At 71.9% G+C, this 21,606-nt stretch carries 18 protein-coding genes; 16 read left to right on the top strand and 2 right to left on the bottom strand.

What is annotated here, in order from left to right:
• Positions 1-150: 150 nt before the first annotated feature.
• Positions 151-651 (bottom strand): transcriptional regulator BldD, encoded by a 501-nt coding sequence (bldD, locus tag ACFRIC_RS37190; RefSeq protein WP_037621142.1) that lies wholly within the window; start codon positions 649-651, stop codon positions 151-153.
• A 244-nt stretch (positions 652-895) separates the two neighbouring features.
• Between bldD and pyrR the strand changes: the two genes are divergently transcribed.
• From pyrR to ACFRIC_RS37120, 14 genes are all read left to right on the top strand, one after another.
• Positions 896-1,486, top strand: coding sequence for a bifunctional pyr operon transcriptional regulator/uracil phosphoribosyltransferase PyrR (pyrR, locus tag ACFRIC_RS37185; protein WP_382795700.1), 591 nt, complete (start codon positions 896-898; stop codon positions 1,484-1,486).
• Positions 1,487-1,566: 80 nt separating this feature from the next.
• Positions 1,567-2,544 carry an aspartate carbamoyltransferase catalytic subunit gene (locus ACFRIC_RS37180; protein ID WP_382795698.1) on the top strand — a complete coding sequence of 326 codons (978 nt, stop codon included), beginning with the start codon at positions 1,567-1,569 and terminating at the stop codon, positions 2,542-2,544.
• 4 nt (positions 2,545-2,548) lie between these two features.
• Entirely contained in the window at positions 2,549-3,862 is a 1,314-nt protein-coding gene (locus ACFRIC_RS37175; RefSeq protein ID WP_382795696.1) for a dihydroorotase, read from the top strand.
• Complete coding sequence (locus ACFRIC_RS37170) at positions 3,859-4,425, top strand: hypothetical protein (RefSeq protein WP_382795693.1); 567 nt, start codon at positions 3,859-3,861, stop codon at positions 4,423-4,425. The genes ACFRIC_RS37175 and ACFRIC_RS37170 overlap by 4 nt, the downstream gene beginning before the upstream one ends.
• Positions 4,422-5,579: a glutamine-hydrolyzing carbamoyl-phosphate synthase small subunit gene (gene carA / locus ACFRIC_RS37165; protein WP_382795690.1), complete on the top strand. Its 1,158-nt coding sequence runs from the start codon at positions 4,422-4,424 to the stop codon at positions 5,577-5,579. Before ACFRIC_RS37170 ends, carA begins: the two co-directional genes overlap by 4 nt.
• The gene (gene carB / locus ACFRIC_RS37160) at positions 5,572-8,880 is read left to right on the top strand and encodes a carbamoyl-phosphate synthase large subunit (protein WP_382795688.1); all 3,309 of its coding nucleotides are present in this window, start codon (positions 5,572-5,574) and stop codon (positions 8,878-8,880) included. Before carA ends, carB begins: the two co-directional genes overlap by 8 nt.
• 97 nt (positions 8,881-8,977) lie before the next feature.
• The gene (locus tag ACFRIC_RS37155; RefSeq protein WP_382795685.1) at positions 8,978-10,084 is read left to right on the top strand and encodes a quinone-dependent dihydroorotate dehydrogenase; all 1,107 of its coding nucleotides are present in this window, start codon (positions 8,978-8,980) and stop codon (positions 10,082-10,084) included.
• The gene (pyrF, locus tag ACFRIC_RS37150; protein ID WP_382795682.1) at positions 10,081-10,923 is read left to right on the top strand and encodes an orotidine-5'-phosphate decarboxylase; all 843 of its coding nucleotides are present in this window, start codon (positions 10,081-10,083) and stop codon (positions 10,921-10,923) included. Before ACFRIC_RS37155 ends, pyrF begins: the two co-directional genes overlap by 4 nt.
• Before the next feature lie 309 nt (positions 10,924-11,232).
• The gene (locus ACFRIC_RS37145; protein ID WP_016638838.1) at positions 11,233-11,556 is read left to right on the top strand and encodes an integration host factor; all 324 of its coding nucleotides are present in this window, start codon (positions 11,233-11,235) and stop codon (positions 11,554-11,556) included.
• A gap of 37 nt (positions 11,557-11,593) precedes the next feature.
• Positions 11,594-12,187 carry a guanylate kinase gene (gene gmk / locus ACFRIC_RS37140; RefSeq protein ID WP_382795679.1) on the top strand — a complete coding sequence of 198 codons (594 nt, stop codon included), beginning with the start codon at positions 11,594-11,596 and terminating at the stop codon, positions 12,185-12,187.
• A 37-nt stretch (positions 12,188-12,224) separates the two neighbouring features.
• Complete coding sequence (gene rpoZ / locus ACFRIC_RS37135) at positions 12,225-12,497, top strand: DNA-directed RNA polymerase subunit omega (protein ID WP_003982715.1); 273 nt, start codon at positions 12,225-12,227, stop codon at positions 12,495-12,497.
• A gap of 91 nt (positions 12,498-12,588) precedes the next feature.
• Positions 12,589-13,791 (top strand): bifunctional phosphopantothenoylcysteine decarboxylase/phosphopantothenate--cysteine ligase CoaBC, encoded by a 1,203-nt coding sequence (gene coaBC / locus ACFRIC_RS37130; protein WP_382795676.1) that lies wholly within the window; start codon positions 12,589-12,591, stop codon positions 13,789-13,791.
• Positions 13,792-14,027: 236 nt separating this feature from the next.
• Positions 14,028-15,236, top strand: coding sequence for a methionine adenosyltransferase (metK, locus tag ACFRIC_RS37125; protein ID WP_382795674.1), 1,209 nt, complete (start codon positions 14,028-14,030; stop codon positions 15,234-15,236).
• Positions 15,237-15,650: 414 nt separating this feature from the next.
• Positions 15,651-17,807: a primosomal protein N' gene (locus ACFRIC_RS37120; protein ID WP_382795671.1), complete on the top strand. Its 2,157-nt coding sequence runs from the start codon at positions 15,651-15,653 to the stop codon at positions 17,805-17,807.
• A gap of 276 nt (positions 17,808-18,083) precedes the next feature.
• Here the strand turns inward: ACFRIC_RS37120 and ACFRIC_RS37115 are convergent, their stop codons facing one another.
• Positions 18,084-18,626: a hypothetical protein gene (locus ACFRIC_RS37115; protein WP_382795668.1), complete on the bottom strand. Its 543-nt coding sequence runs from the start codon at positions 18,624-18,626 to the stop codon at positions 18,084-18,086.
• Between the two features lie 382 nt (positions 18,627-19,008).
• Between ACFRIC_RS37115 and fmt the strand changes: the two genes are divergently transcribed.
• A complete protein-coding gene (gene fmt / locus ACFRIC_RS37110) occupies positions 19,009-19,941 on the top strand; it encodes a methionyl-tRNA formyltransferase (RefSeq protein ID WP_382795665.1) in 933 nt (310 codons plus the stop codon).
• Positions 19,942-20,169: 228 nt separating this feature from the next.
• Positions 20,170-21,603 (top strand): RsmB/NOP family class I SAM-dependent RNA methyltransferase, encoded by a 1,434-nt coding sequence (locus ACFRIC_RS37105; protein WP_382795662.1) that lies wholly within the window; start codon positions 20,170-20,172, stop codon positions 21,601-21,603.
• Positions 21,604-21,606 lie beyond the last annotated feature (3 nt).

Below are 21,606 nucleotides of genomic sequence, written 5' to 3'. Positions count from 1 at the left end.
CCCCTGGCCGACGCGTTCAAGTCGGTCGGCCACCCGTTCTGGGCCGGCCTGATCAGCTTCGGCGCCGCCGTCGGCCTCACCTCGGTCTCGATGATCCTGCTGCTCGGCCAGACCCGGCGGCACGTTTCTGCTGAGCTGTCCCTAGGGGATTCAGCCCTCGTCGTGGGCGACGGCGCGGCGCGCGTCCGCGTCCAGGACGCCCCAGCTGATGAGCTGCTCGGTCAGGACCGAGGGGGACTGGTCGTAGATCACGGCGAGGGTGCGCAGGTCGTCCTGGCGGATCGACAGCACCTTGCCGTTGTAGTCGCCGCGCTGCGACTGGATCGTCGCCGCGTAGCGCTGCAGCGGGCCCGCCTTCTCGGCCGGCACGTGCGCGAGCCGCTCAAGGTCGAGGACCAGCTTCGGCGGCGGCTCGGCGGCCCCGCCCGGAGTGGTGCCCGGCAGCAGCTCCTGGACCGGAACCCCGTAGAAGTCCGCCAGCTCGGCAAGACGCTGCACGGTGACGGCGCGGTCGCCGCGCTCGTACGAACCGACCACGACCGCCTTCCAGCGGCCCTGCGACTTCTCCTCCACGCCATGGAGGGAAAGGCCCTGCTGGGTGCGGATCGCGCGGAGCTTGGCCCCGAGCTGTTTGGCGTATTCGCTGGACATATAGCTCCCCGGACGCTGTATCAACGTGCGGCTCCGCCGCGCGGCTGGTGACTCACTGTGAGGTTACGCAGCGTTACTCTCCCCCGTCAAGCCGAAGGATTTTCGACCGCTCCCCGGCGGGCGTCACCGGGGGTGGCTCAAACCGATGTGATCAGCCGCGTTGCCGGGCTGGTACCGTTGATGGCGCAAATCCGACGTCCTTTAATGATCCGTCCCGTGAGGCGGAGAAGGAGGTCCGTTTCCCATGGACACCCAGCACGACCAGCAGCACGACGAAACCGATGCGCGGCCCGTTCTCGAGGCGCCCGACATCGCGCGGGTACTGACCCGCATCGCCCACGAGATCGTCGAACGCGCCAAGGGCGCCGACGACGTGGTGCTCCTCGGCATCCCGACGCGCGGCGTCTTCCTCGCCCGCAGGCTCGCCGACAAGCTCCAGGAGATCACCGACCGCAAGATCCCGGTCGGATCCCTCGACATCACGATGTACCGCGACGACCTGCGCATGCACCCGCCGCGCGCGCTGGCCCGCACCGAGATCCCCGGTGACGGCATCGACGGCCGCCTCGTCGTCCTCGTCGACGACGTGCTCTTCTCCGGCCGCACCATCCGCGCCGCCCTCGACGCGCTGAACGACATCGGACGCCCGCGCGCCGTGCAGCTCGCCGTCCTCGTCGACCGCGGCCACCGCGAACTGCCCATCCGCGCCGACTACGTCGGCAAGAACCTCCCCACGTCGTTGCGGGAGACGGTCAAGGTCCAGCTCGCCGAGGAGGACGGTCGCGACACCGTGCTGCTCGGTGCCAAGCGGACCTCCCCGGGCGAGCGCCAGTAGCACTCCGGCCCACGCCGCGATGTGCGCCCCCGCGCCCGCATGCCCGAATCCTCCCTGAACTTCCTTACGGAGCCTGACAGATGCAGCGTCATCTCATCTCGGCCGCCGACCTCACCCGCGACGACGCCGTCCTGATCCTCGACACCGCCGAGGAGATGGCCCGGGTCGCCGACCGGCCGATCAAGAAACTGCCGACCCTGCGCGGCCGCACCGTCGTCAACCTCTTCTTCGAGGACTCGACCCGCACCCGGATCTCCTTCGAGGCCGCCGAGAAGCGGCTGTCCGCGGACGTCATCAACTTCACCGCCAAGGGGTCGAGCGTCTCCAAGGGCGAGTCCCTCAAGGACACCGCCCAGACCCTGGAGGCGATGGGCGTCGACGCCGTCGTCATCCGGCACGGCGCCTCCGGAGCCCCCTACCGGCTCGCCACCTCCGGCTGGATCGACGCCGCCGTCATCAACGCGGGCGACGGCACCCACCAGCACCCCACGCAGGCCCTGCTCGACGCCTTCACCATGCGCCGCCGGCTCGTCGGCCGGGACGCCGGGCTCGGCCAGGACCTGTCGGGCAAGCGCATCACGATCGTCGGCGACGTCCTGCACAGCCGCGTCGCCCGCTCCAACGTCGACCTGCTGCACACCCTCGGGGCCGAGGTCACCCTCGTCGCGCCGCCCACCCTGGTGCCCGTCGGCGTCGAGAACTGGCCCTGCGAGATCTCTTACGACCTCGACAGCACCCTCTCCAAGTCCGACGCCGTGATGATGCTGCGCGTGCAGCGCGAGCGGATGAACGCGGCGTTCTTCCCGACCGAGCGCGAGTACTCGCGTCGCTACGGGCTCGACGGCGACCGCATGGCGAGAATGCCGGAGCACGCCATCGTGATGCACCCCGGCCCGATGGTCCGCGGCATGGAGATCACCGCCGAGGTCGCCGACTCCGAGCGCTGCACCGTCGTCGAGCAGGTCGCCAACGGTGTCTCCATCCGCATGGCCGTCCTGTACCTGCTCCTGGGCGGCAACGAGCCCGCCGTCACCCACACCCGTACCGAGGAGAAGTAAGACCATGAGCAAGATCCTTATCCGTGGTGCGCGGGTGCTCGGCGGCGAGCCGCAGGACGTCCTGATCGACGGCGAGGTCATCGAGGCCGTCGGCACCGGTCTGTCCGCCGAGGGCGCCGGTCGTGCCGGAGGCGCGCAGGACGTGACCATTGTGGAGGCCGACGGCAAGGTGCTGCTGCCGGGCCTGGTCGACCTGCACACGCATCTGCGCGAGCCGGGCCGCGAGGACTCCGAGACCGTGCTGACCGGCACCCGCGCGGCGGCGAGCGGCGGCTTCACGGCCGTGTTCGCCATGGCCAACACCTTCCCGGTCGCCGACACCGCCGGTGTGGTCGAGCAGGTCTACCGGCTGGGCCAGGAGCACGGCTACTGCGACGTGCAGCCCATCGGCGCCGTCACCGTCGGCCTGGAGGGCAAGAAGCTCGCCGAGCTCGGCGCCATGCACGAGTCCGCCGCCGGCGTCACCGTCTTCTCCGACGACGGCAAGTGCGTCGACGACGCGGTGATCATGCGCCGCGCGCTGGAGTACGTGAAGGCGTTCGGCGGCGTCGTCGCCCAGCACGCCCAGGAACCCCGCCTCACCGAGGGCGCCCAGATGAACGAGGGCGTCGTCTCCGCCGAGCTGGGTCTCGGCGGCTGGCCCGCGGTGGCCGAGGAGTCGATCATCGCCCGGGACGTCCTGCTCGCCGAGCACGTCGGCTCCCGCGTTCACATCTGCCACCTGTCGACCGCCGGCTCCGTCGAGATCGTCCGCTGGGCCAAGTCCCGCGGCATCGACGTCACCGCCGAGGTCACCCCGCACCACCTGCTCCTCACCGACGAGCTGGTGCGCTCGTACAACCCGGTCTACAAGGTCAACCCGCCGCTGCGCACCGAGCGGGACGTCATGGCGCTGCGCGAGGCGCTCGCCGACGGCACGATCGACATCGTCGCCACCGACCACGCGCCGCACCCGCACGAGGACAAGGACTGCGAGTGGGCGGCCGCGGCCATGGGCATGGTCGGCCTGGAGACCGCGCTGTCCGTCGTCCAGCAGACGATGGTCGAGACCGGACTGCTCGACTGGGCAGGCGTCGCCGACCGCATGTCCGTGAAGCCCGCCGCGATCGGCCGCGCCACCGGCCACGGACGTCCCGTCTCGGCAGGTGAGCCCGCCAACCTCACGCTCGTCGACACGGCATACCGTGGGACCGTGGACCCCGCCGGCTTCGCCTCGCGCAGCCGCAACACCCCCTACGAGGGCCGTGAGCTGCCGGGCCTGGTCACCCACACCTGGCTGCGGGGCAAGGCCACCCTCGTCGACGGGAAGCTCGCGTGACACCTCACCTCTCCATCGCCGCCGCCCAGAAGTCCGCGGAAGTGACCGACTGGTCCGCCCGGATCGGCTGGCTCGTCGGCCTCGCCCTCTTCGTCGCGCTCGTCTACTGGCTGATGCGCGAGGGCTGGAAGTGGCGCGGCACCCTCCAGGGCGACCTGCCCGAGCTTCCCACCGCGCCGGAAGACACCGGCCCGGCCAGACTGAGCATGAGCGGCCGCTACCACGGCTCCACCACCGCCGGGCAGTGGCTCGACCGCATCGTGGCGCACGGCCTGGGCACCCGCAGCCGGGCCGAGCTCACCCTGACGGACGCGGGACTGGACGTCGTACGCCCCGGAGCGGACGACTTCTTCATCCCGGCCGCGCAGCTCCGCGAAGCCCGGCTCGACAAGGGCATCGCGGGCAAGGTCCTCACCGAGGGCGGCCTCCTGATCGTGACCTGGGCGCACGGCGACCGGCTCCTCGACTCCGGATTCCGCTCGGACCGCGCGGCCGAGCACAACGAATGGGCCGACACCCTGAACGACATGATCAACAAGACGGAAACGGAAGGCGCACGATGACGACCTCCACTCAGGGGAACGCCTCACAGAAGGAAAAGGCGCTTCCCGCCGTACTCGTCCTGGAGGACGGCCGGGTCTTCCGCGGCCGTTCCTACGGGGCCGTGGGGGAGACCTTCGGCGAAGCGGTCTTCTCCACCGGCATGACCGGCTACCAGGAGACCCTCACCGACCCGTCGTACCACCGACAGGTCGTCGTCATGACCGCCCCGCACGTCGGCAACACCGGCGTCAACGACGAGGACCCCGAGTCGAAGCGGATCTGGGTCGCCGGATACGTCGTCCGCGACCCCGCGCGCGTGTCCTCCAACTGGCGCGCGCGCCGCTCGCTCGACGAGGAACTGCGCAACCAGGGCGTCGTCGGCATCAGCGGCATCGACACCCGCGCCCTGACCCGCCACCTGCGCGAGCGCGGCGCCATGCGCGTCGGCATCTTCTCCGGCAACGCGCTGCCCGACGCGGGCACCATGCTCGCCCAGGTGCGCCAGGCGCCCGAGATGCAGGGAGCGGACCTCGCCGCCGAGGTCGCCACCAAGGAGACGTACGTCGTCCCCGCCATCGGCACGAAGAAGTTCACCGTCGCCGCCGTCGACCTCGGCATCAAGGGCATGACCCCGCACCGGATGGCCGAACGCGGCATCGAGGTGCACGTCCTGCCCGCGACGGCCACCGCCGAGGACGTCTACGCCGTGAACCCCGACGGCGTGTTCTTCTCCAACGGCCCCGGCGACCCGGCGACCGCCGACGGTCCCGTCGCCGTCATGAAGGAAGTCCTCGCCCGCAAGACCCCGCTCTTCGGCATCTGCTTCGGCAACCAGATCCTCGGCCGCGCCCTCGGCTTCGGCACGTACAAGCTGAAGTACGGCCACCGCGGCATCAACCAGCCCGTGCAGGACCGTACGACCGGCAAGGTCGAGGTCACCGCGCACAACCACGGCTTCGCCGTCGACGCACCGCTCGACGAGGTCTCCCAGACCCCCTTCGGCCGCGCCGAGGTCTCCCACGTCTGCCTCAACGACAACGTGGTGGAGGGCCTCCACCTGCTCGACCAGCCGGCCTTCAGCGTCCAGTACCACCCCGAAGCGGCGGCAGGACCGCACGACGCCGCCTACCTGTTCGACCGCTTCGTTTCCCTGATGGAGGGCCAGCGTGCCTAAGCGCACCGATATCCAGTCCGTCCTGGTCATCGGCTCCGGCCCGATCGTCATCGGCCAGGCCGCCGAGTTCGACTACTCCGGCACCCAGGCGTGCCGCGTCCTGCGGGCCGAGGGCCTGCGGGTCATCCTCGTCAACTCCAACCCGGCGACGATCATGACCGACCCGGAGATCGCCGACGCCACCTACGTCGAGCCGATCACCCCCGAGTTCGTCGAGAAGATCATCGCCAAGGAGCGCCCCGACGTCCTGCTGCCGACGCTCGGCGGCCAGACGGCCCTCAACACCGCGATCTCCATGCACGAGCAGGGTGTGCTGGCCAAGTACGGCGTCGAGCTCATCGGCGCCAACGTCGAGGCCATCAACAAGGGCGAGGACCGCGACCTCTTCAAGGGTGTCGTCGAGGCCGTGCGCCAGAAGATCGGCCACGGCGAGTCCGCCCGCTCGGTCATCTGCCACTCCATGGACGACGTCCTCAAGGGCGTCGACACGCTCGGCGGCTACCCCGTCGTCGTGCGCCCCTCCTTCACCATGGGCGGCGCCGGCTCCGGCTTCGCCCACGACGAGGACGAGCTGCGCCGCATCGCCGGCCAGGGCCTCACGCTCTCCCCGACCACCGAGGTGCTCCTGGAGGAGTCCATCCTCGGCTGGAAGGAGTACGAGCTGGAGCTGATGCGCGACAAGAACGACAACGTCGTGGTCGTCTGCTCCATCGAGAACTTCGACCCGATGGGCGTCCACACCGGCGACTCCATCACCGTCGCCCCGGCCATGACGCTCACCGACCGCGAGTACCAGCGGCTGCGCGACATCGGCATCGCGATCATCCGCGAGGTCGGCGTCGACACCGGCGGCTGCAACATCCAGTTCGCGGTCAACCCCGAAGACGGCCGCATCATCGTCATCGAGATGAACCCGCGCGTCTCGCGGTCCTCGGCCCTCGCCTCCAAGGCGACCGGCTTCCCGATCGCCAAGATCGCGGCCAAGCTCGCCGTCGGCTACACGCTCGACGAGATCCCGAACGACATCACCGAGAAGACCCCGGCCTCCTTCGAGCCGACCCTCGACTACGTCGTCGTGAAGGCCCCGCGCTTCGCCTTCGAGAAGTTCCCCTCCGCCGACTCCACCCTCACGACCACCATGAAGTCGGTCGGCGAGGCCATGGCGATCGGCCGCAACTTCACCGAGGCACTCCAGAAGGCGCTGCGCTCGCTGGAGAAGAAGGGCAGCCAGTTCACCTTCGTGGGGGACCCCGGCGACAAGGCCGAGCTGCTGCGCGAGGCCGTCCGCCCCACCGACGGCCGCATCAACTCCGTCATGCAGGCCATCCGCGCGGGCGCCACGCCCGAGGAGGTCTTCGAGTCCACGAAGATCGACCCGTGGTTCGTCGACCAGCTCTTCCTGATCAAGGAGACCGCGGACGAGCTGGCCGCCGCCGACAAGCTCTACCCGGAGCTGCTCGCCGAGGCCAAGCGGCACGGCTTCTCCGACGTCCAGATCGCCGAGATCCGCGGCCTGCGCGAGGACGTCGTCCGCGAGGTGCGGCACGCGCTGGGCGTGCGCCCGGTCTACAAGACGGTCGACACCTGCGCCGCCGAGTTCGCCGCGAAGACCCCGTACTTCTACTCCTCCTACGACGAGGAGACCGAGGTCGCGTCCCGCGAGAAGCCCGCGGTGATCATCCTGGGCTCCGGCCCCAACCGCATCGGCCAGGGCATCGAGTTCGACTACTCCTGCGTCCACGCCTCCTTCGCGCTCAGCGACGCCGGCTACGAGACCGTGATGGTCAACTGCAACCCCGAGACCGTCTCCACGGACTACGACACCTCCGACCGCCTGTACTTCGAGCCGCTGACGCTGGAAGACGTGCTGGAGATCGTCCACGCGGAGCAGCAGGCGGGACCGGTCGCCGGTGTCGTCGTCCAGCTCGGCGGCCAGACCCCGCTCGGCCTGTCGCAGGCGCTCAAGGACAACGGCGTGCCGATCGTGGGCACCTCGCCCGAGGCGATCCACGCCGCCGAGGACCGCGGCGCCTTCGGACGGGTCCTCGCCGAGGCCGGCCTGCCGGCCCCCAAGCACGGCACCGCCACCACCTTCTCCGAGGCCAAGGCCATCGCCGACGAGATCGGCTACCCCGTCCTGGTCCGCCCCTCGTACGTCCTCGGCGGACGCGGCATGGAGATCGTCTACGACGAGACCCGGCTGTCCTCCTACATCGCCGAGTCGACCGAGATCAGCCCCTCCCGGCCGGTCCTCGTCGACCGCTTCCTCGACGACGCGATCGAGATCGACGTCGACGCGCTGTACGACGGCGAGGAGCTCTACCTCGGCGGCGTCATGGAGCACATCGAGGAGGCCGGCATCCACTCCGGCGACTCGGCGTGCGCCCTGCCCCCGATCACGCTCGGCGGCTTCGACATCAAGCGGCTGCGCGCCTCGACGGAGGCCATCGCCAAGGGCGTCGGCGTCCGCGGCCTGATCAACATCCAGTTCGCGATGGCCGGGGACATCCTCTACGTCCTCGAGGCCAACCCGCGCGCCTCGCGCACCGTCCCCTTCACCTCGAAGGCGACCGCGGTGCCGCTCGCCAAGGCCGCCGCCCGCATCTCGCTGGGCGCGACCGTCGCCGAGCTGCGCGCCGAGGGCCTGCTCCCTGCGAACGGCGACGGCGGCACCCTGCCGCTCGACGCGCCGATCTCCGTCAAGGAGGCCGTCATGCCGTGGTCGCGCTTCCGCGACATCCACGGCCGCGGCGTCGACACGGTGCTCGGCCCGGAGATGCGCTCCACCGGCGAGGTCATGGGCATCGACTCCGTCTTCGGCACGGCGTACGCCAAGTCGCAGGCCGGCGCGTACGGCCCGCTGCCCACCAAGGGCCGCGCGTTCATCTCGGTCGCCAACCGCGACAAGCGCTCGATGATCTTCCCGGCGCGTGAACTCGTCGCCCACGGCTTCGAGCTGATGGCCACCTCCGGCACGGCCGAGGTGCTCAAGCGCAACGGCATCCACGCCACGATCGTGCGCAAGCAGAGCGAGGGCGAGGGCCCGAACGGCGAGAAGACCATCGTCCAGCTCATCCACGACGGAGAGGTCGACCTCATCGTCAACACCCCGTACGGCACCGGCGGCCGCCTCGACGGCTACGAGATCCGCACGGCGGCCGTGGCCCGCTCGGTCCCGTGCCTGACGACGGTGCAGGCGCTCGCCGCGGCCGTCCAGGGCATCGACGCGCTCAACCACGGCGACGTGGGCGTGCGCTCGCTCCAGGAACACGCCGAGCATCTGACCGCGGCGCGCGACTAGCGGCCCCGAGGGGGACACCGGAAACGGTGTCCCCCTCTTCATGAGCCCCCCGCCCCTTCCAGAGGTGCCCTCACCGGGCTCTTCAGAGGACACGATCATGTACAAGCTGTTCTTCGACCTCGTCTTCAAGCGGATGGACCCGGAGCAGGCCCACCACCTCGCCTTCCGCTGGATCCGGCTCGTCGCCCGCGTCCCCGTCCTGCGCACCTTCGTCGCCGCCGTGCTCGCGCCCCGCCACAAGGAGCTGCGCACCGAGGCGTTCGGCCTGCGCATGCACGGGCCCTTCGGCCTCGCGGCGGGCTTCGACAAGAACGCGGTGGCCATCGACGGGATGTCGATGCTCGGCTTCGACCACGTCGAGATCGGCACCGTCACCGGGGAGGCCCAGCCCGGCAACCCCAGGAAGCGTCTCTTCCGCCTCGTGCCGGACCGCGCGCTGATCAACCGCATGGGCTTCAACAACGAGGGCTCCGCGGCCGTCTCCGAGCGTCTGGCGGCCCGTACGCCCGTGTTCAGGACCGTCGTGGGCGTCAACATCGGCAAGACCAAGGCCGTCCCCGAGGAAGAGGCCGTCGGCGACTACGTGAAGTCGACCGAGCGCCTCGCCCGGCACGCCGACTACCTCGTCGTGAACGTGTCGTCCCCGAACACCCCCGGCCTGCGCAACCTCCAGGCCACCGAGGCGCTGCGGCCCCTGCTCAGCGCCGTGCGCGAGGCCGCCGACCGCTCCGTCACCGGCCGGCGCGTCCCGCTGCTCGTCAAGATCGCCCCCGATCTCGCGGACGAGGACGTCGACGCGGTCGCCGACCTCGCCGTCGAACTCGGCCTGGACGGGATCATCGCCACGAACACCACCATCGCCCGCGAGGGACTCGGGCTGACCTCCGACCCCTCCGTGGTGAAGGAGACCGGCGGTCTCTCCGGCGCGCCGCTCAAGGCACGCTCCCTGGAGGTCCTCAGGCGCCTCTACGCGCGCGTGGGCGACCGGATCACCCTGGTGGGCGTCGGCGGCGTCGAGAACGCCGAGGACGCCTGGCAGCGCATCCTGGCCGGCGCCACGCTGGTCCAGGGCTACAGCGCCTTCGTCTACGAGGGTCCCTTCTGGGGCCGTGCCATCCACAAGGGTCTCGCCGCCCGCCTGCGGACGAGCCCGTACGCCACCCTCGCCGACGCGGTCGGCGCCGACGTGAGGAAGCCCGTATGAGCCTGGAACCCTTCGGCGCGCGCCTTCGCCGTGCCATGGACGAGCGCGGTCCCCTGTGCGTGGGCATCGACCCGCACGCCTCCCTGCTCGCCGACTGGGGGCTCGGCGACGACATCGCGGGCCTGGAGCGCTTCAGCCGCACGGTCGTCGAGGCGCTCTCCGAGCGCGTCGCCGTCCTCAAGCCGCAGAGCGCGTTCTTCGAGCGGTTCGGCTCGCGCGGGATCGCCGTCCTGGAAAAGTCCGTCGAACAGGCGCGGGCGGCCGGCGCGCTCGTCGTGATGGACGCCAAGCGCGGCGACATCGGCTCGACCATGGCCGCGTACGCCGAGACCTTCCTGCGCAAGGACGCGCCGCTCTTCTCGGACGCGCTGACGGTGTCGCCCTACCTCGGCTACGGCTCGCTGAAGCCGGCGGTCGAGCTGGCGCGCGAGAGCGGGGCCGGGCTCTTCGTGCTCGCGCTCACCTCCAACCCGGAGGGCGGCGAGGTGCAGCACGCCGTGCGCGCGGACGGGCGGAACGTCGGAGCGACGATGCTCGGGCATCTGGCCGCCGAGAACGCCGACGAGAGGCCGCTCGGATCCTTCGGGGCGGTCGTCGGCGCGACCCTGGGCGATCTCTCCTCGTACGACCTGGAGATCAACGGCCCGCTCCTCGCGCCCGGCATCGGCGCCCAGGGAGCGACCGCGGCCGATCTGGCGGGCGTGTTCGGGTCCGCGGTGCGCAACGTCGTCCCGAACGTGAGCCGGGGTGTCCTGCGTCACGGCCCCGACGTCATGGCCCTGCGGGAGTCGGCCGAGGGGTTCGCGGAGGAGATCAGGGCGGCCGTCGCGGCCGCCTGAGCCTTCCGACAGCCGTTCGAGAGTCCTCCGAGGGGTGCCTTCGGAGGACTCCGAGTCTGGATACACCCTCAAATCCGGGGAGGTATGTCGTAAATGTCGGGCTCCAGGGAGGCTGACCAGGACTTTTCCTCTGTTCTCGCTGACTCCGGCGCACTTGCCCGCTAGTCTCCGTCGAGTGGGAGCACCTCCCTGGCCGTCAAGGCAGCAGGGAGAACGGGCGAGCATGTTGCCCGGGGCTCCCCAGGTGTGGGGCGACTAGGTTCCTCACCGGTCCGTATCCGACAGTTCGACATCCGAGGTGACGTAGGCGTGGCTCTTCCGCCCCTTACCCCTGAACAGCGCGCAGCCGCGCTCGAAAAGGCCGCCGCGGCTCGCCGGGAGCGGGCCGAGGTCAAGAATCGACTCAAGCACTCCGGCGCCTCTCTTCACGAGGTCATCAAGCAGGGTCAGGAGAACGACGTCATCGGCAAGATGAAGGTCTCCGCTCTCCTGGAGTCCCTGCCGGGCGTGGGCAAGGTCCGCGCCAAGCAGATCATGGAGCGACTCGGGATCTCCGAGAGCCGCCGCGTACGCGGTCTCGGCTCGAACCAGATCGCCTCTTTGGAGCGCGAGTTCGGTGGTTCCGGCGCCTGAGTCCTGGACACACCGGGATTGCTGGAATAATCGCTGCATGGCTGTAACACCCCGGGGGACGTCCCCCGTACCCCCGGACGCACGTCCGCGGCTGACCGTGCTCTCCGGCCCCTCGGGGGTCGGCAAGAGCACGGTCGTCGCTCATATGCGCAAGGCACACCCCGAACTCTGGCTCTCGGTGTCGGCGACGACCCGCAGGCCGCGTCCCGGTGAGAAGCACGGAGTCCACTACTTCTTCGTCTCCGACGACGAGATGGACAAGCTGATCGCCAACGGCGAGCTCCTGGAATGGGCCGAATTCGCCGGCAACCGCTACGGCACCCCGCGTGCCGCGGTCGCGGAGCACCTGGAGTCGGGCAAGCCGGTCCTCCTGGAGATCGACCTCCAGGGGGCCCGGCAGGTCCGCGAGTCCATGCGGGACGCGCTGCTCGTGTTCCTGGCCCCGCCCTCCTGGGAGGAGCTGGTCCGCAGGCTCACCGGTCGGGGCACCGAACCGCCCGAGGTGATCGAGCGCCGCCTGGAGGCGGCCAAGGTCGAACTGGCCGCCGAGCCGGAGTTCGACGTCACCCTGGTCAACACCTCCGTCGAGGACGTGGCGCGCGAGCTGCTAGCCTTGGTGGAAGTTGTTTGATCTTTCAGGTCAATTTCCACCTTTCGGAAGGCAGAGCGTGTCCTCTTCCATCACTGCTCCCGAGGGCATCATCAACCCTCCGATCGACGAGCTCCTCGAGGCCACCGACTCGAAGTACAGCCTCGTGATCTACGCGGCCAAGCGAGCCCGCCAGATCAACGCGTACTACTCGCAGCTCGGCGAGGGCCTCCTCGAGTACGTCGGTCCGCTCGTCGACACCCACGTCCACGAGAAGCCGCTGTCGATCGCCCTGCGCGAGATCAACGCGGGTCTGCTGACCTCCGAGGCCGTCGAGGGCCCCGCTCAGTAGTCGTTTCAAAGCTCATCCCAGGCCCGGCGGCGCGACTGCCGGGCCTGTGGTGTGTCATGGAGTCGTACGTTTCCGAGCCCGGGGAGAGACGGTGTCCAAGCCGAAGGTCGTTCTGGGGGTCAGCGGTGGCATCGCCGCCTACAAGGCCTGTGAGCTGCTGCGACGACTGACCGAGTCCGGTCACGACGTACGGGTCGTGCCCACCGCCTCCGCGCTGAACTTCGTCGGCGCCGCCACCTGGTCCGCGCTCTCGGGCCACCCCGTGTCCACCGAGGTCTGGTCGGACGTCCACGAGGTGCCGCACGTCCGCATCGGGCAGCACGCCGACCTGGTCGTGGTCGCCCCCGCGACGGCCGACATGCTCGCCAAGGCCGCCCACGGGCTGGCCGACGACCTCCTCACCAACACCCTGCTCACGGCCCGCTGCCCGGTCGTCTTCGCGCCCGCCATGCACACCGAGATGTGGGAGCACCCCGCGACGCAGGAGAACGTGGCGACCCTGCGGCGCCGCGGCGCCGTCGTCGTCGAGCCCGCCGTGGGCCGCCTGACCGGCGTCGACACCGGCAAGGGGCGGCTGCCCGACCCGGGGGAGATCTTCGAGGTCTGCCGCCGTGTCCTCGCCCGCGGGGTCACCGAGCCGGATCTCGCCGGACGGCACGTCGTCGTCAGCGCCGGCGGCACCCGTGAGCCCCTCGACCCGGTCCGCTTCCTCGGCAACCGCTCCTCCGGCAAGCAGGGCTACGCGCTCGCCCGCACCGCCGCCGCGCGCGGCGCCAGGGTCACCCTGATCGCCGCGAACACGGGCCTGCCGGACCCGGCCGGAGTCGACGTGGTCCAGGTCGGCACCGCCGTGCAGATGCGCGAAGCCGTGCTGAAGGCGGCCCCGGACGCCGACGCCGTGGTCATGGCGGCCGCGGTGGCGGACTTCCGGCCCGGTACGTACGCGACCGGAAAGATCAAGAAGAAGGACGGCACGGAACCGGAACCCATCGTTCTGGTCCGTAATCCGGACATCCTCGCGGAGATCTCCGCGGACCGCGCCCGCCCCGGCCAGGTCGTGGTGGGATTCGCCGCCGAGACCGACGACGTCCTGTCCAACGGACGGACCAAGCTGGAGCGCAAGGGTTGCGATCTGCTGGTGGTGAACGAGGTGGGGGAGCGCAAGACCTTCGGTTCCGAGGAGAACGAGGCGGTCGTGCTCGGAGCCGACGGGAGTGAGACCCCGGTGCCCCATGGACCCAAGGAAGCCTTGGCCGAGACGGTGTGGGATCTGGTGACACGCCGACTGGTGTGAATCCTCTCGCGTCACACCTGTCACACAAATAGCGCAAAATCGGGCGTGGCGACCCTGGCGGAGACCCATGGCCATGGCGCAGAATGCCCGTGCCGCAGGTCACAGGCCTTCCGAGAGGCGAGACAGGGGTCCCGCGGCCGAGTGCGACCGATAAACTGTTCTCGGACGACGCCGGGCGCAGCCCCCGGCCGTCCACCAATGATCAGCCAGCAGCCGCTGCAACCACAGGGAGCGTTGTGTCCCGTCGCCTGTTCACCTCGGAGTCCGTGACCGAGGGTCACCCCGACAAGATCGCTGACCAGATCAGCGACACCATTCTCGATGCCCTCCTGCGCGAGGACCCGACGTCCCGGGTCGCCGTGGAGACGCTCATCACCACCGGCCTGGTGCACGTGGCCGGAGAGGTCACGACCAAGGCGTACGCGCCGATCGCCCAGCTCGTCCGCGACAAGATCCTGGAGATCGGCTACGACTCGTCGAAGAAGGGCTTCGACGGGGCGTCCTGCGGTGTGTCGGTGTCGATCGGCTCCCAGTCCCCGGACATCGCGCAGGGTGTCGACACGGCGTACGAGTCCCGTGTCGAGGGCGACGAGGACGAGCTGGACCGGCAGGGCGCGGGCGACCAGGGCCTGATGTTCGGGTACGCCACCGACGAGACCCCGAACCTGATGCCGCTCCCGATCCACCTCGCGCACCGGCTCTCGCGCCGGCTGTCCGACGTCCGCAAGAACGGGACCATCCCGTACCTGCGCCCCGACGGCAAGACCCAGGTCACCATCGAGTACGACGGCGACAAGGCGGTCCGTCTGGACACCGTCGTCGTGTCCTCTCAGCACGCCTCGGACATCGACCTGGACTCCCTGCTCGCTCCCGACATCCGCGAGTTCGTCGTGGAGCCGGAGCTGAAGGCCCTCCTGGACGACGGCATCAAGCTGGAGACCGAGGGCTACCGTCTGCTGGTGAACCCGACCGGCCGCTTCGAGATCGGCGGCCCGATGGGCGACGCCGGCCTCACCGGCCGCAAGATCATCATCGACACGTACGGCGGCATGGCCCGCCACGGCGGCGGTGCCTTCTCCGGCAAGGACCCGTCCAAGGTCGACCGCTCCGCCGCCTACGCGATGCGCTGGGTCGCGAAGAACGTCGTCGCCGCGGGCCTCGCCTCGCGCTGCGAGGTCCAGGTCGCGTACGCGATCGGCAAGGCCGAGCCGGTGGGTCTGTTCGTCGAGACCTTCGGTACGGCCAAGGTGGACGCCGAGAAGATCGAGACCGCCATCACGGACGTCTTCGACCTCCGCCCGGCGGCCATCATCCGCGACCTCGACCTGCTCCGCCCGATCTACTCCCAGACCGCCGCGTACGGCCACTTCGGCCGTGAGCTGCCCGACTTCACGTGGGAGCGCACGGACCGGGTGGACGCGCTGCGCAAGGCCGTCGGCCTGTAGTCCGCGAAGGCTTCGGCTCCGCCGTGAGGCCCGGTACCCCTCGGGGTGCCGGGCCTCACGGCTGCCCGGAGGACGGTGGCCGGTCCGGGCGGGCCCTGGAGCGGCTAGGCCGTGCCGGGCAGGCCTTGGAAGAGCATCGGTCGTGCCGGGCAGGCCGTGGAAAAGCGGTGGCCCGTCCGGGCCCCGGTTCGTACGCTGATGATCTCCCGGTGCGAAGGCCGCGGTTACTTCGGTGGAGTACGCCCATGGCGTGCGGTGAATCTGGAAACACGTACCGCTGCCGTCCTGATCTCGGGAGAACTCCGTGCCGCCCCGCCGGGGCCGAAGCCTCGTCGAGGCGTTCACGATCCGAGGCGGGGCGGGCCTGATCCCGGCCGGGCGGCGCTGTCGGTGCCGTCTGGTAGGAATACTGCTGTGAGCAGCGCGAACGGGCGATCCGACGACAGCGCGGGCGGCGCGGACGGCGCACCGCCCGAGCAGCTCGCGCTGATCCGGGAGGCCGTGCGGCAGGCCAAGGCGCCGAAGGCCAAGCCGCGGACCTGGCGGGGCGCCCCGCTGGCGAAGGACCTTCCCGTCGCGCGGGTGCTCGTCGACAAGGGCGTGCTGCACCTCGACCGCTACTTCGACTACGCCGTGCCCGAGGACCTGGACGAGGCCGCTCAGCCGGGCGTGCGGGTGCGGGTCCGCTTCGGCGCCGGCGGACGCAACGTCCGGGAGGGGCGGCGCGAGGGCGGCGGTCTCATCGACGGCTACCTCGTCGAGCGGGTCGCCGAGTCCGATTACTCCGGGCCGCTGGCCGCCCTCGCCCAGGTGGTCTCGCCCGAACCCGTCCTCGGACCCGAACTGCTGGGTCTGGCCCGTGCCGTCGCCGACCGGTACGCGGGATCACTGGCCGACGTGCTCCAGCTCGCCGTGCCGCCCCGGCACGCCCGCGCCGAGGCGCGGGAGTCGCCCGCGCCCCCGCCGCCGCCCGCCGCACCCGAGCCCGGTACCTGGCGGAGATACGGACGAGGGGCCGACTTCCTCGCCTCGCTCGCCTCCGGCGGCGCCCCGCGCGCCGTGTGGACGGCGCTGCCCGGCCCCGAGTGGGCCGAGGAGATCGCCCGCGCGGTGCAGGCGACACTCGCCTCCGGCCGCGGAGCGCTCGTCGTCGTCCCGGCCGGCCGGCCCGCCTCCCGCGTCGACGCGGCTCTCAAGGCCCTCCTGGGGGAGGGGCAGCACGCCGTGCTGACCGCCGACGCCGGACCGGAGCGGCGCTATCGCGACTGGCTCGCCGTACGCCGCGGGTCGGTGCGCGCGGTGGTCGGCACCCGGGCCGCCATGTTCGCTCCCGTACGGAATCTGGGCCTCGTCGCCGTCTGGGACGACGGGGACGAGGCGCACAGCGACGACAACGCTCCCTTCCCGCACGTCCGGGAAGTGCTGGAGCTGCGTGCCTCGCGCGACAAGTGCGGCTTCCTGCTGGGGAGTTGGACGTGCACGGTGGAGGCCGCGCAACTGGTCGAGAGCGGCTGGGCGCTGCCGCTGGCCGCCGACCGGGACCAGGTGCGCGCCACCGCGCCGCTCGTGCGGACCGTCTCGGACGGTGATCTCGCCCGCGACGAGGCCGCCCGGGCGGCCCGGCTGCCGACGCTCGCCTGGCAGGCCGTCAGGGAGGGGCTGAAGCTGGGGCCCGTGCTGGTCCAGGTGCCCCGGCGGGGCTATGTGCCCCGGATGGCCTGTGCGCGGTGCCGGGAGCCCGCGCGCTGCCGGCACTGCGCGGGACCGCTGGAGGCGCAGGACGCCCAAGCGCTGCGCTGCGGCTGGTGCGGGCGGGACGAGGCCGCGTGGCACTGCCAGGAGTGCGGCGGGTTCCGGCTGCGGGCGCAGGTCGTCGGCGCCCGGCGGACCGCCGAGGAGCTGGGGCGGGCCTTCCCGGCCGTTCCCGTGCGCACGTCCGGGCGGGAGCAGGTGCTGGACACGGTGCCCGCGACGCCCGCCCTGGTGGTCAGCACGCCGGGGGCCGAACCGGTCGCCGAGGGCGGGTACGCGGCGGCCCTACTGCTCGACGGCTGGGCCATGCTCGGACGGCCCGATCTGCGGGCCGGCGAGGACGCGCTGCGCCGGTGGACGGCGGCCGCTTCGCTGGTCCGCCCGCAGGGGGCGGGCGGCACGGTGGTCGTCGTGGCGGAACCGACCTTGCGGCCCGTCCAGGCGCTCGTGCGGTGGGATCCGGTCGGGCACGCGGTGCGTGAACTCGCCGAGCGGGCCGAACTGGGCTTTCCGCCCGTGTCCCGGATGGCGGCGGTGTCCGGGGCCCCGGAGGCGCTCGCCGGCTTCCTCGCCGCGGCCGAACTCCCGCGTGACGCCGAGGTGCTGGGGCCCGTGCCGCTGCCGGCCGCCGAGGCGGGGCGGCCCCGGCGGCCCGGTGGGCCGCCTTCCTCGGAGCCCGGGGAGCGGGTGCTCGTCCGGGTGCCCCCGGGCAGTGGCGCCGCGCTGGCCGCCGCGCTGAAGAGCGCGCAGGCGGCGCGCATGGCCCGCGGAGGCGGTGAGCCCGTACGCATCCGGATCGATCCGCCCGACATCGGATGACCCGCGGGCGGTGCGGCCCGGTGCGGGTCGGCCCGGTGCGGGGCGCGCGGTGCGGTTCGTGACGCACGGGTGCGCCCCGCGATCCGTGGGAGTGACGGGGTGTCAGGGTCCGTTCCCCGCACAGTCGGTGGGGCCGGGGGGGCAGGGGCGAGGGCCGGGCGGTGACTCGACCGGCCGCCCGCACCGGGCGCCGCCCTCCCGGGACCCCGGCACCGGGAAATGGGGACTGCCCCCCGGGGCCTGGCGCCGGGAGGCAGTTGTCTTCTACGGGATCGGTCAGCCGTTGCGCGGGCCGGGGAAGGCCGTCGGCCTGGCTTCGTCACGGAGTGTCGGACTGCCGGCCGTCGGCTGGGTCGGCATGGAACGGGCGGCGGGGACGGTCGGCACCGCGGGGATGGTGGTGTTGACGTTGACCGCGTGGGTGTCGACCGTGTCCGTGGCGCGCTCCGCCTCGGCCGCGGCCTGGGCGGCGGCGCGACGGGCGCCGTAACGCCGGTGCACGGCCTGCTTGGTGACCCCGAGCGCCGAGCCCACCGCGTCCCAGGAGAAGCCGAGGGAGCGGTCGAAGTCCACGGCGGCGGTGACCAGCGTCTCGACGCTGTCCCGCAGCTCCTGGGCGAGACGGACGGTCGGGGCGGGAGCGCGGCCGTAGACGACGAAGCCCGTGGAGGGGCCGGCGCGGCGCGGGCGGTAGACGTTGCCCAACTGGGCGGTGAGCGTGCGCAGTGCGTCCACCTGCCGACGGACCCGCTCGATGTCCCGCACCAGCAAGTGCAGGCTGGCCCGAGCCTGGGCGTCGTGGGTTGCATGGTCGGCCATGAACAAGCCTCTCGAACCGGCGTTGAAAGGGATCGGACCGCTGGTGAGCGGCCCGCTGTGGTCAACTCTTTCTTGACCAACGCGTGGACGGGTGAGTGGTCACGGGTGCAAGGGCGCAAGAGCATATGAACGGGGCGCGTCCCGAGAAGTACGCCCCCCGTCGTGCCGTGGACGCGCCCCGGGCGCGGCCCGCCGGACACGGCCACGGGGGCCGACGGACGCTCCGGTCCTCCGTGCGGGCCCGGGGGAAAGGGCCCCTTGGACAACCCCCGAGCCCCCGGGCCCCGGGCGGCATAGACTGGTGCGCTGCCCCGTGCTTCGCCTGAACCGGTACGCGCGCGGGGGATGGAAGTGCTCCCGCCCGAGAGGCCAACCGCCACCCATGAAGCTCGTCTTCGCAGGCACCCCCGAGGTCGCCGTTCCCGCCCTGGACGCCCTGATCGCCTCCGGGCGGCACGAGGTGGCCGCCGTCGTGACCCGGCCGGACGCGCCGGCCGGACGGGGCCGACGGCTCGTCGCGAGTCCGGTCGCCGAGCGGGCGGAGCAGGCCGGGATCGAGGTGCTCAAGCCCGCGAAGCCCCGGGACGAGGAATTCCTGGCCCGGCTGCGGGAGATCGGCCCGGACTGCTGTCCCGTCGTCGCGTACGGGGCGCTGCTGCCCCGCGTCGCCCTCGACATCCCCGCCCAGGGCTGGGTCAACCTGCACTTCTCGCTGCTGCCCGCCTGGCGCGGCGCCGCCCCCGTCCAGCACGCGATCATGGCCGGTGACGAGATCACCGGCGCCTCCACCTTCCTGATCGAGGAGGGTCTCGACTCCGGACCGGTGTACGGGACCGTCACCGAGGAGATCCGGCCCACCGACACCAGCGGGGACCTGCTCACGCGGCTCGCCTTCGCCGGGTCCGGGCTGCTCGCCGCGACGATGGACGGGATCGAGGACGGCACCCTCAAGGCCGTTCCGCAGCCCCCCGACGGCGTCAGCACCGCGTCGAAGATCAGCGTCGAGGACGCCCACATCGACTGGGCCGCCCCGGCGCTCCGCGTCGACCGCGTGGTGCGCGGGTGCACGCCCGCCCCCGGTGCCTGGACCGTCTTCCGCGGCGAGCGCCTCAAGCTCATCCAGGTCGCGACGGTGCCCGACCGTACGGACCTCGCCCCCGGAGAGCTGTCCGTCGCCAAGAACAACGTGTACGTGGGCACCGGCTCGTACGCCGTCGAGCTGCTCTGGGTGCAGGCCCAGGGCAAGAAGCCGATGCGTGCCGCGGACTGGGCCCGCGGGGTCCGGATCCCCTCCGGGGAGCACCTCGGGGTCTGACCGCCCCGCGCCGAGCGCCACGGGCCCTTCCGCGAGCACCGCGGGGCCCGGCGGTGCTCCCGGCGCGCGCCCTCCCGCGCGGCGCCCCCGACACGCGCCGCCGGTGCCGGACCGCCCCCGGGCGTGCGTGCGCCGGGATCTTCGCCGAACGGCCGGCGGCGTGCGGCGCAGGCCCCGCGGCGTACGCTGATAGACGCACCTTTTTCCTGGATCCGGAGCACCTTTTTCGTGAGTGAGCAGCCCCGTCGGCCGCAGAAGACCGGCAAGCCCTACCGCCGCCCCCAGAAGGACCCGGTCCGCATGCTCGCCTTCGAGGCGCTGCGGGCCGTGGACGAGCGGGACGCGTACGCGAACCTCGTCCTGCCGCCGCTCCTGCGCAAGGCGAAGCAGAAGGGCGACTTCGACGCACGGGACGCCGCGCTCGCCACCGAGCTGGTGTACGGCACGCTGCGCCGCCAGGGGACGTACGACGCCGTCATCGCGGCGTGCGTCGACCGGCCGCTGCGGGAGGTCGACCCGCCGGTCCTCGACGTGCTCAGCCTCGGCGTCCACCAGCTCCTGGGCACCCGCATCCCGACGCACGCGGCCGTCTCCGCCTCGGTCGAGCTGGCCCGGGTGGTGCTCGGCGACGGGCGCGCCAAGTTCGTGAACGCCGTGCTGCGCAAGGTCGCGCGGCAGGACCTCGACGCCTGGCTGGAGCAGGTCGCGCCGCCCTACGACGAGGACCCCGAGGACCACCTCGCCATCGTGCACTCGCACCCGCGCTGGGTCGTCTCCGCGCTGTGGGACTCGCTGGGCGGCGGCCGGGCCGGCATCGAGGACCTGCTGGAGGCCGACAACGAACGGCCCGAGGTGACCCTCGTCGCCCGGCCGGGCCGCTCCACCGCCGACGAACTCCTCGACGCCCTCGACGAGGACACGGCGCTCCCCGGGCGCTGGTCCCCGTACGCCGTGCGGCTCACCGAGGGCGGTGAGCCCGGCGCCGTGGACGCCGTGCGCGAGGGCCGCGCCGGCGTCCAGGACGAGGGCAGCCAGCTCGTGGCGATCGCCCTGGCGAACGCGCCGCTCGACGGGCCCGACCGGGCCTGGCTGGACGGCTGCGCCGGACCCGGCGGAAAGGCCGCGATGCTGGCCGGGCTCGCCGCCCAGCGGGGCGCGACGCTGCTCGCCTCCGAGAAGCAGCCGCACCGCGCGGGCCTCGTCGCCAAGGCACTCGCCGGGAACCCGGGCCCCTACCAGGTCATCGCCGCCGACGGCACCCGCCCGCCGTGGCGGCCCGGCACGTTCGACCGGGTGCTCATGGACGTGCCCTGCACCGGCCTGGGCGCGCTGCGCCGCCGTCCCGAGGCCCGCTGGCGGCGCCGCCCCGAGGACCTCGACGGCTTCGGGCCGCTCCAGCGGGGACTGCTGCGCACGGCGCTCGCCTCCGTGCGGGTCGGCGGTGTCGTCGGCTACGCGACCTGTTCGCCGCACCTCGCCGAGACCCGCGCGGTCGTCGACGACGTCCTCAAGCACTTCGACGGGGGCTCCGCCGAACTGCTCGACGCCCGCCCGCTGCTGCCCGGCGTACCGGCGCTCGGGGACGGCCCCGACGTCCAGCTCTGGCCGCACCTGCACGGGACGGACGCGATGTACCTGGCCCTGATCCGCCGGACGGCCTGACCC

It is taken from the genome of Streptomyces sp. NPDC056738, assembly GCF_042790435.1.
Taxonomy (GTDB): Bacteria; Actinomycetota; Actinomycetes; order Streptomycetales; family Streptomycetaceae; genus Streptomyces.
The sequence above is the reverse complement of the archived record's forward strand: the minus strand, read 5'-3'. Positions and strand labels throughout refer to the sequence as shown.

Excerpts from the sequence above, each read along its gene's own strand:
- bldD (WP_037621142.1), bottom strand. The coding sequence starts at position 651 with ATGTCCAGCGAATACGCCAAACAGCTCGGGGCCAAGCTCCGCGCGATC.
- pyrR (WP_382795700.1), top strand. The coding sequence starts at position 896 with ATGGACACCCAGCACGACCAGCAGCACGACGAAACCGATGCGCGGCCC.
- ACFRIC_RS37180 (WP_382795698.1), top strand. The coding sequence starts at position 1,567 with ATGCAGCGTCATCTCATCTCGGCCGCCGACCTCACCCGCGACGACGCC.
- ACFRIC_RS37175 (WP_382795696.1), top strand. The coding sequence starts at position 2,549 with ATGAGCAAGATCCTTATCCGTGGTGCGCGGGTGCTCGGCGGCGAGCCG.
- carA (WP_382795690.1), top strand. The coding sequence starts at position 4,422 with ATGACGACCTCCACTCAGGGGAACGCCTCACAGAAGGAAAAGGCGCTT.
- ACFRIC_RS37155 (WP_382795685.1), top strand. The coding sequence starts at position 8,978 with ATGTACAAGCTGTTCTTCGACCTCGTCTTCAAGCGGATGGACCCGGAG.
- pyrF (WP_382795682.1), top strand. The coding sequence starts at position 10,081 with ATGAGCCTGGAACCCTTCGGCGCGCGCCTTCGCCGTGCCATGGACGAG.
- gmk (WP_382795679.1), top strand. The coding sequence starts at position 11,594 with ATGGCTGTAACACCCCGGGGGACGTCCCCCGTACCCCCGGACGCACGT.
- ACFRIC_RS37115 (WP_382795668.1), bottom strand. The coding sequence starts at position 18,626 with ATGGCCGACCATGCAACCCACGACGCCCAGGCTCGGGCCAGCCTGCAC.
- fmt (WP_382795665.1), top strand. The coding sequence starts at position 19,009 with ATGAAGCTCGTCTTCGCAGGCACCCCCGAGGTCGCCGTTCCCGCCCTG.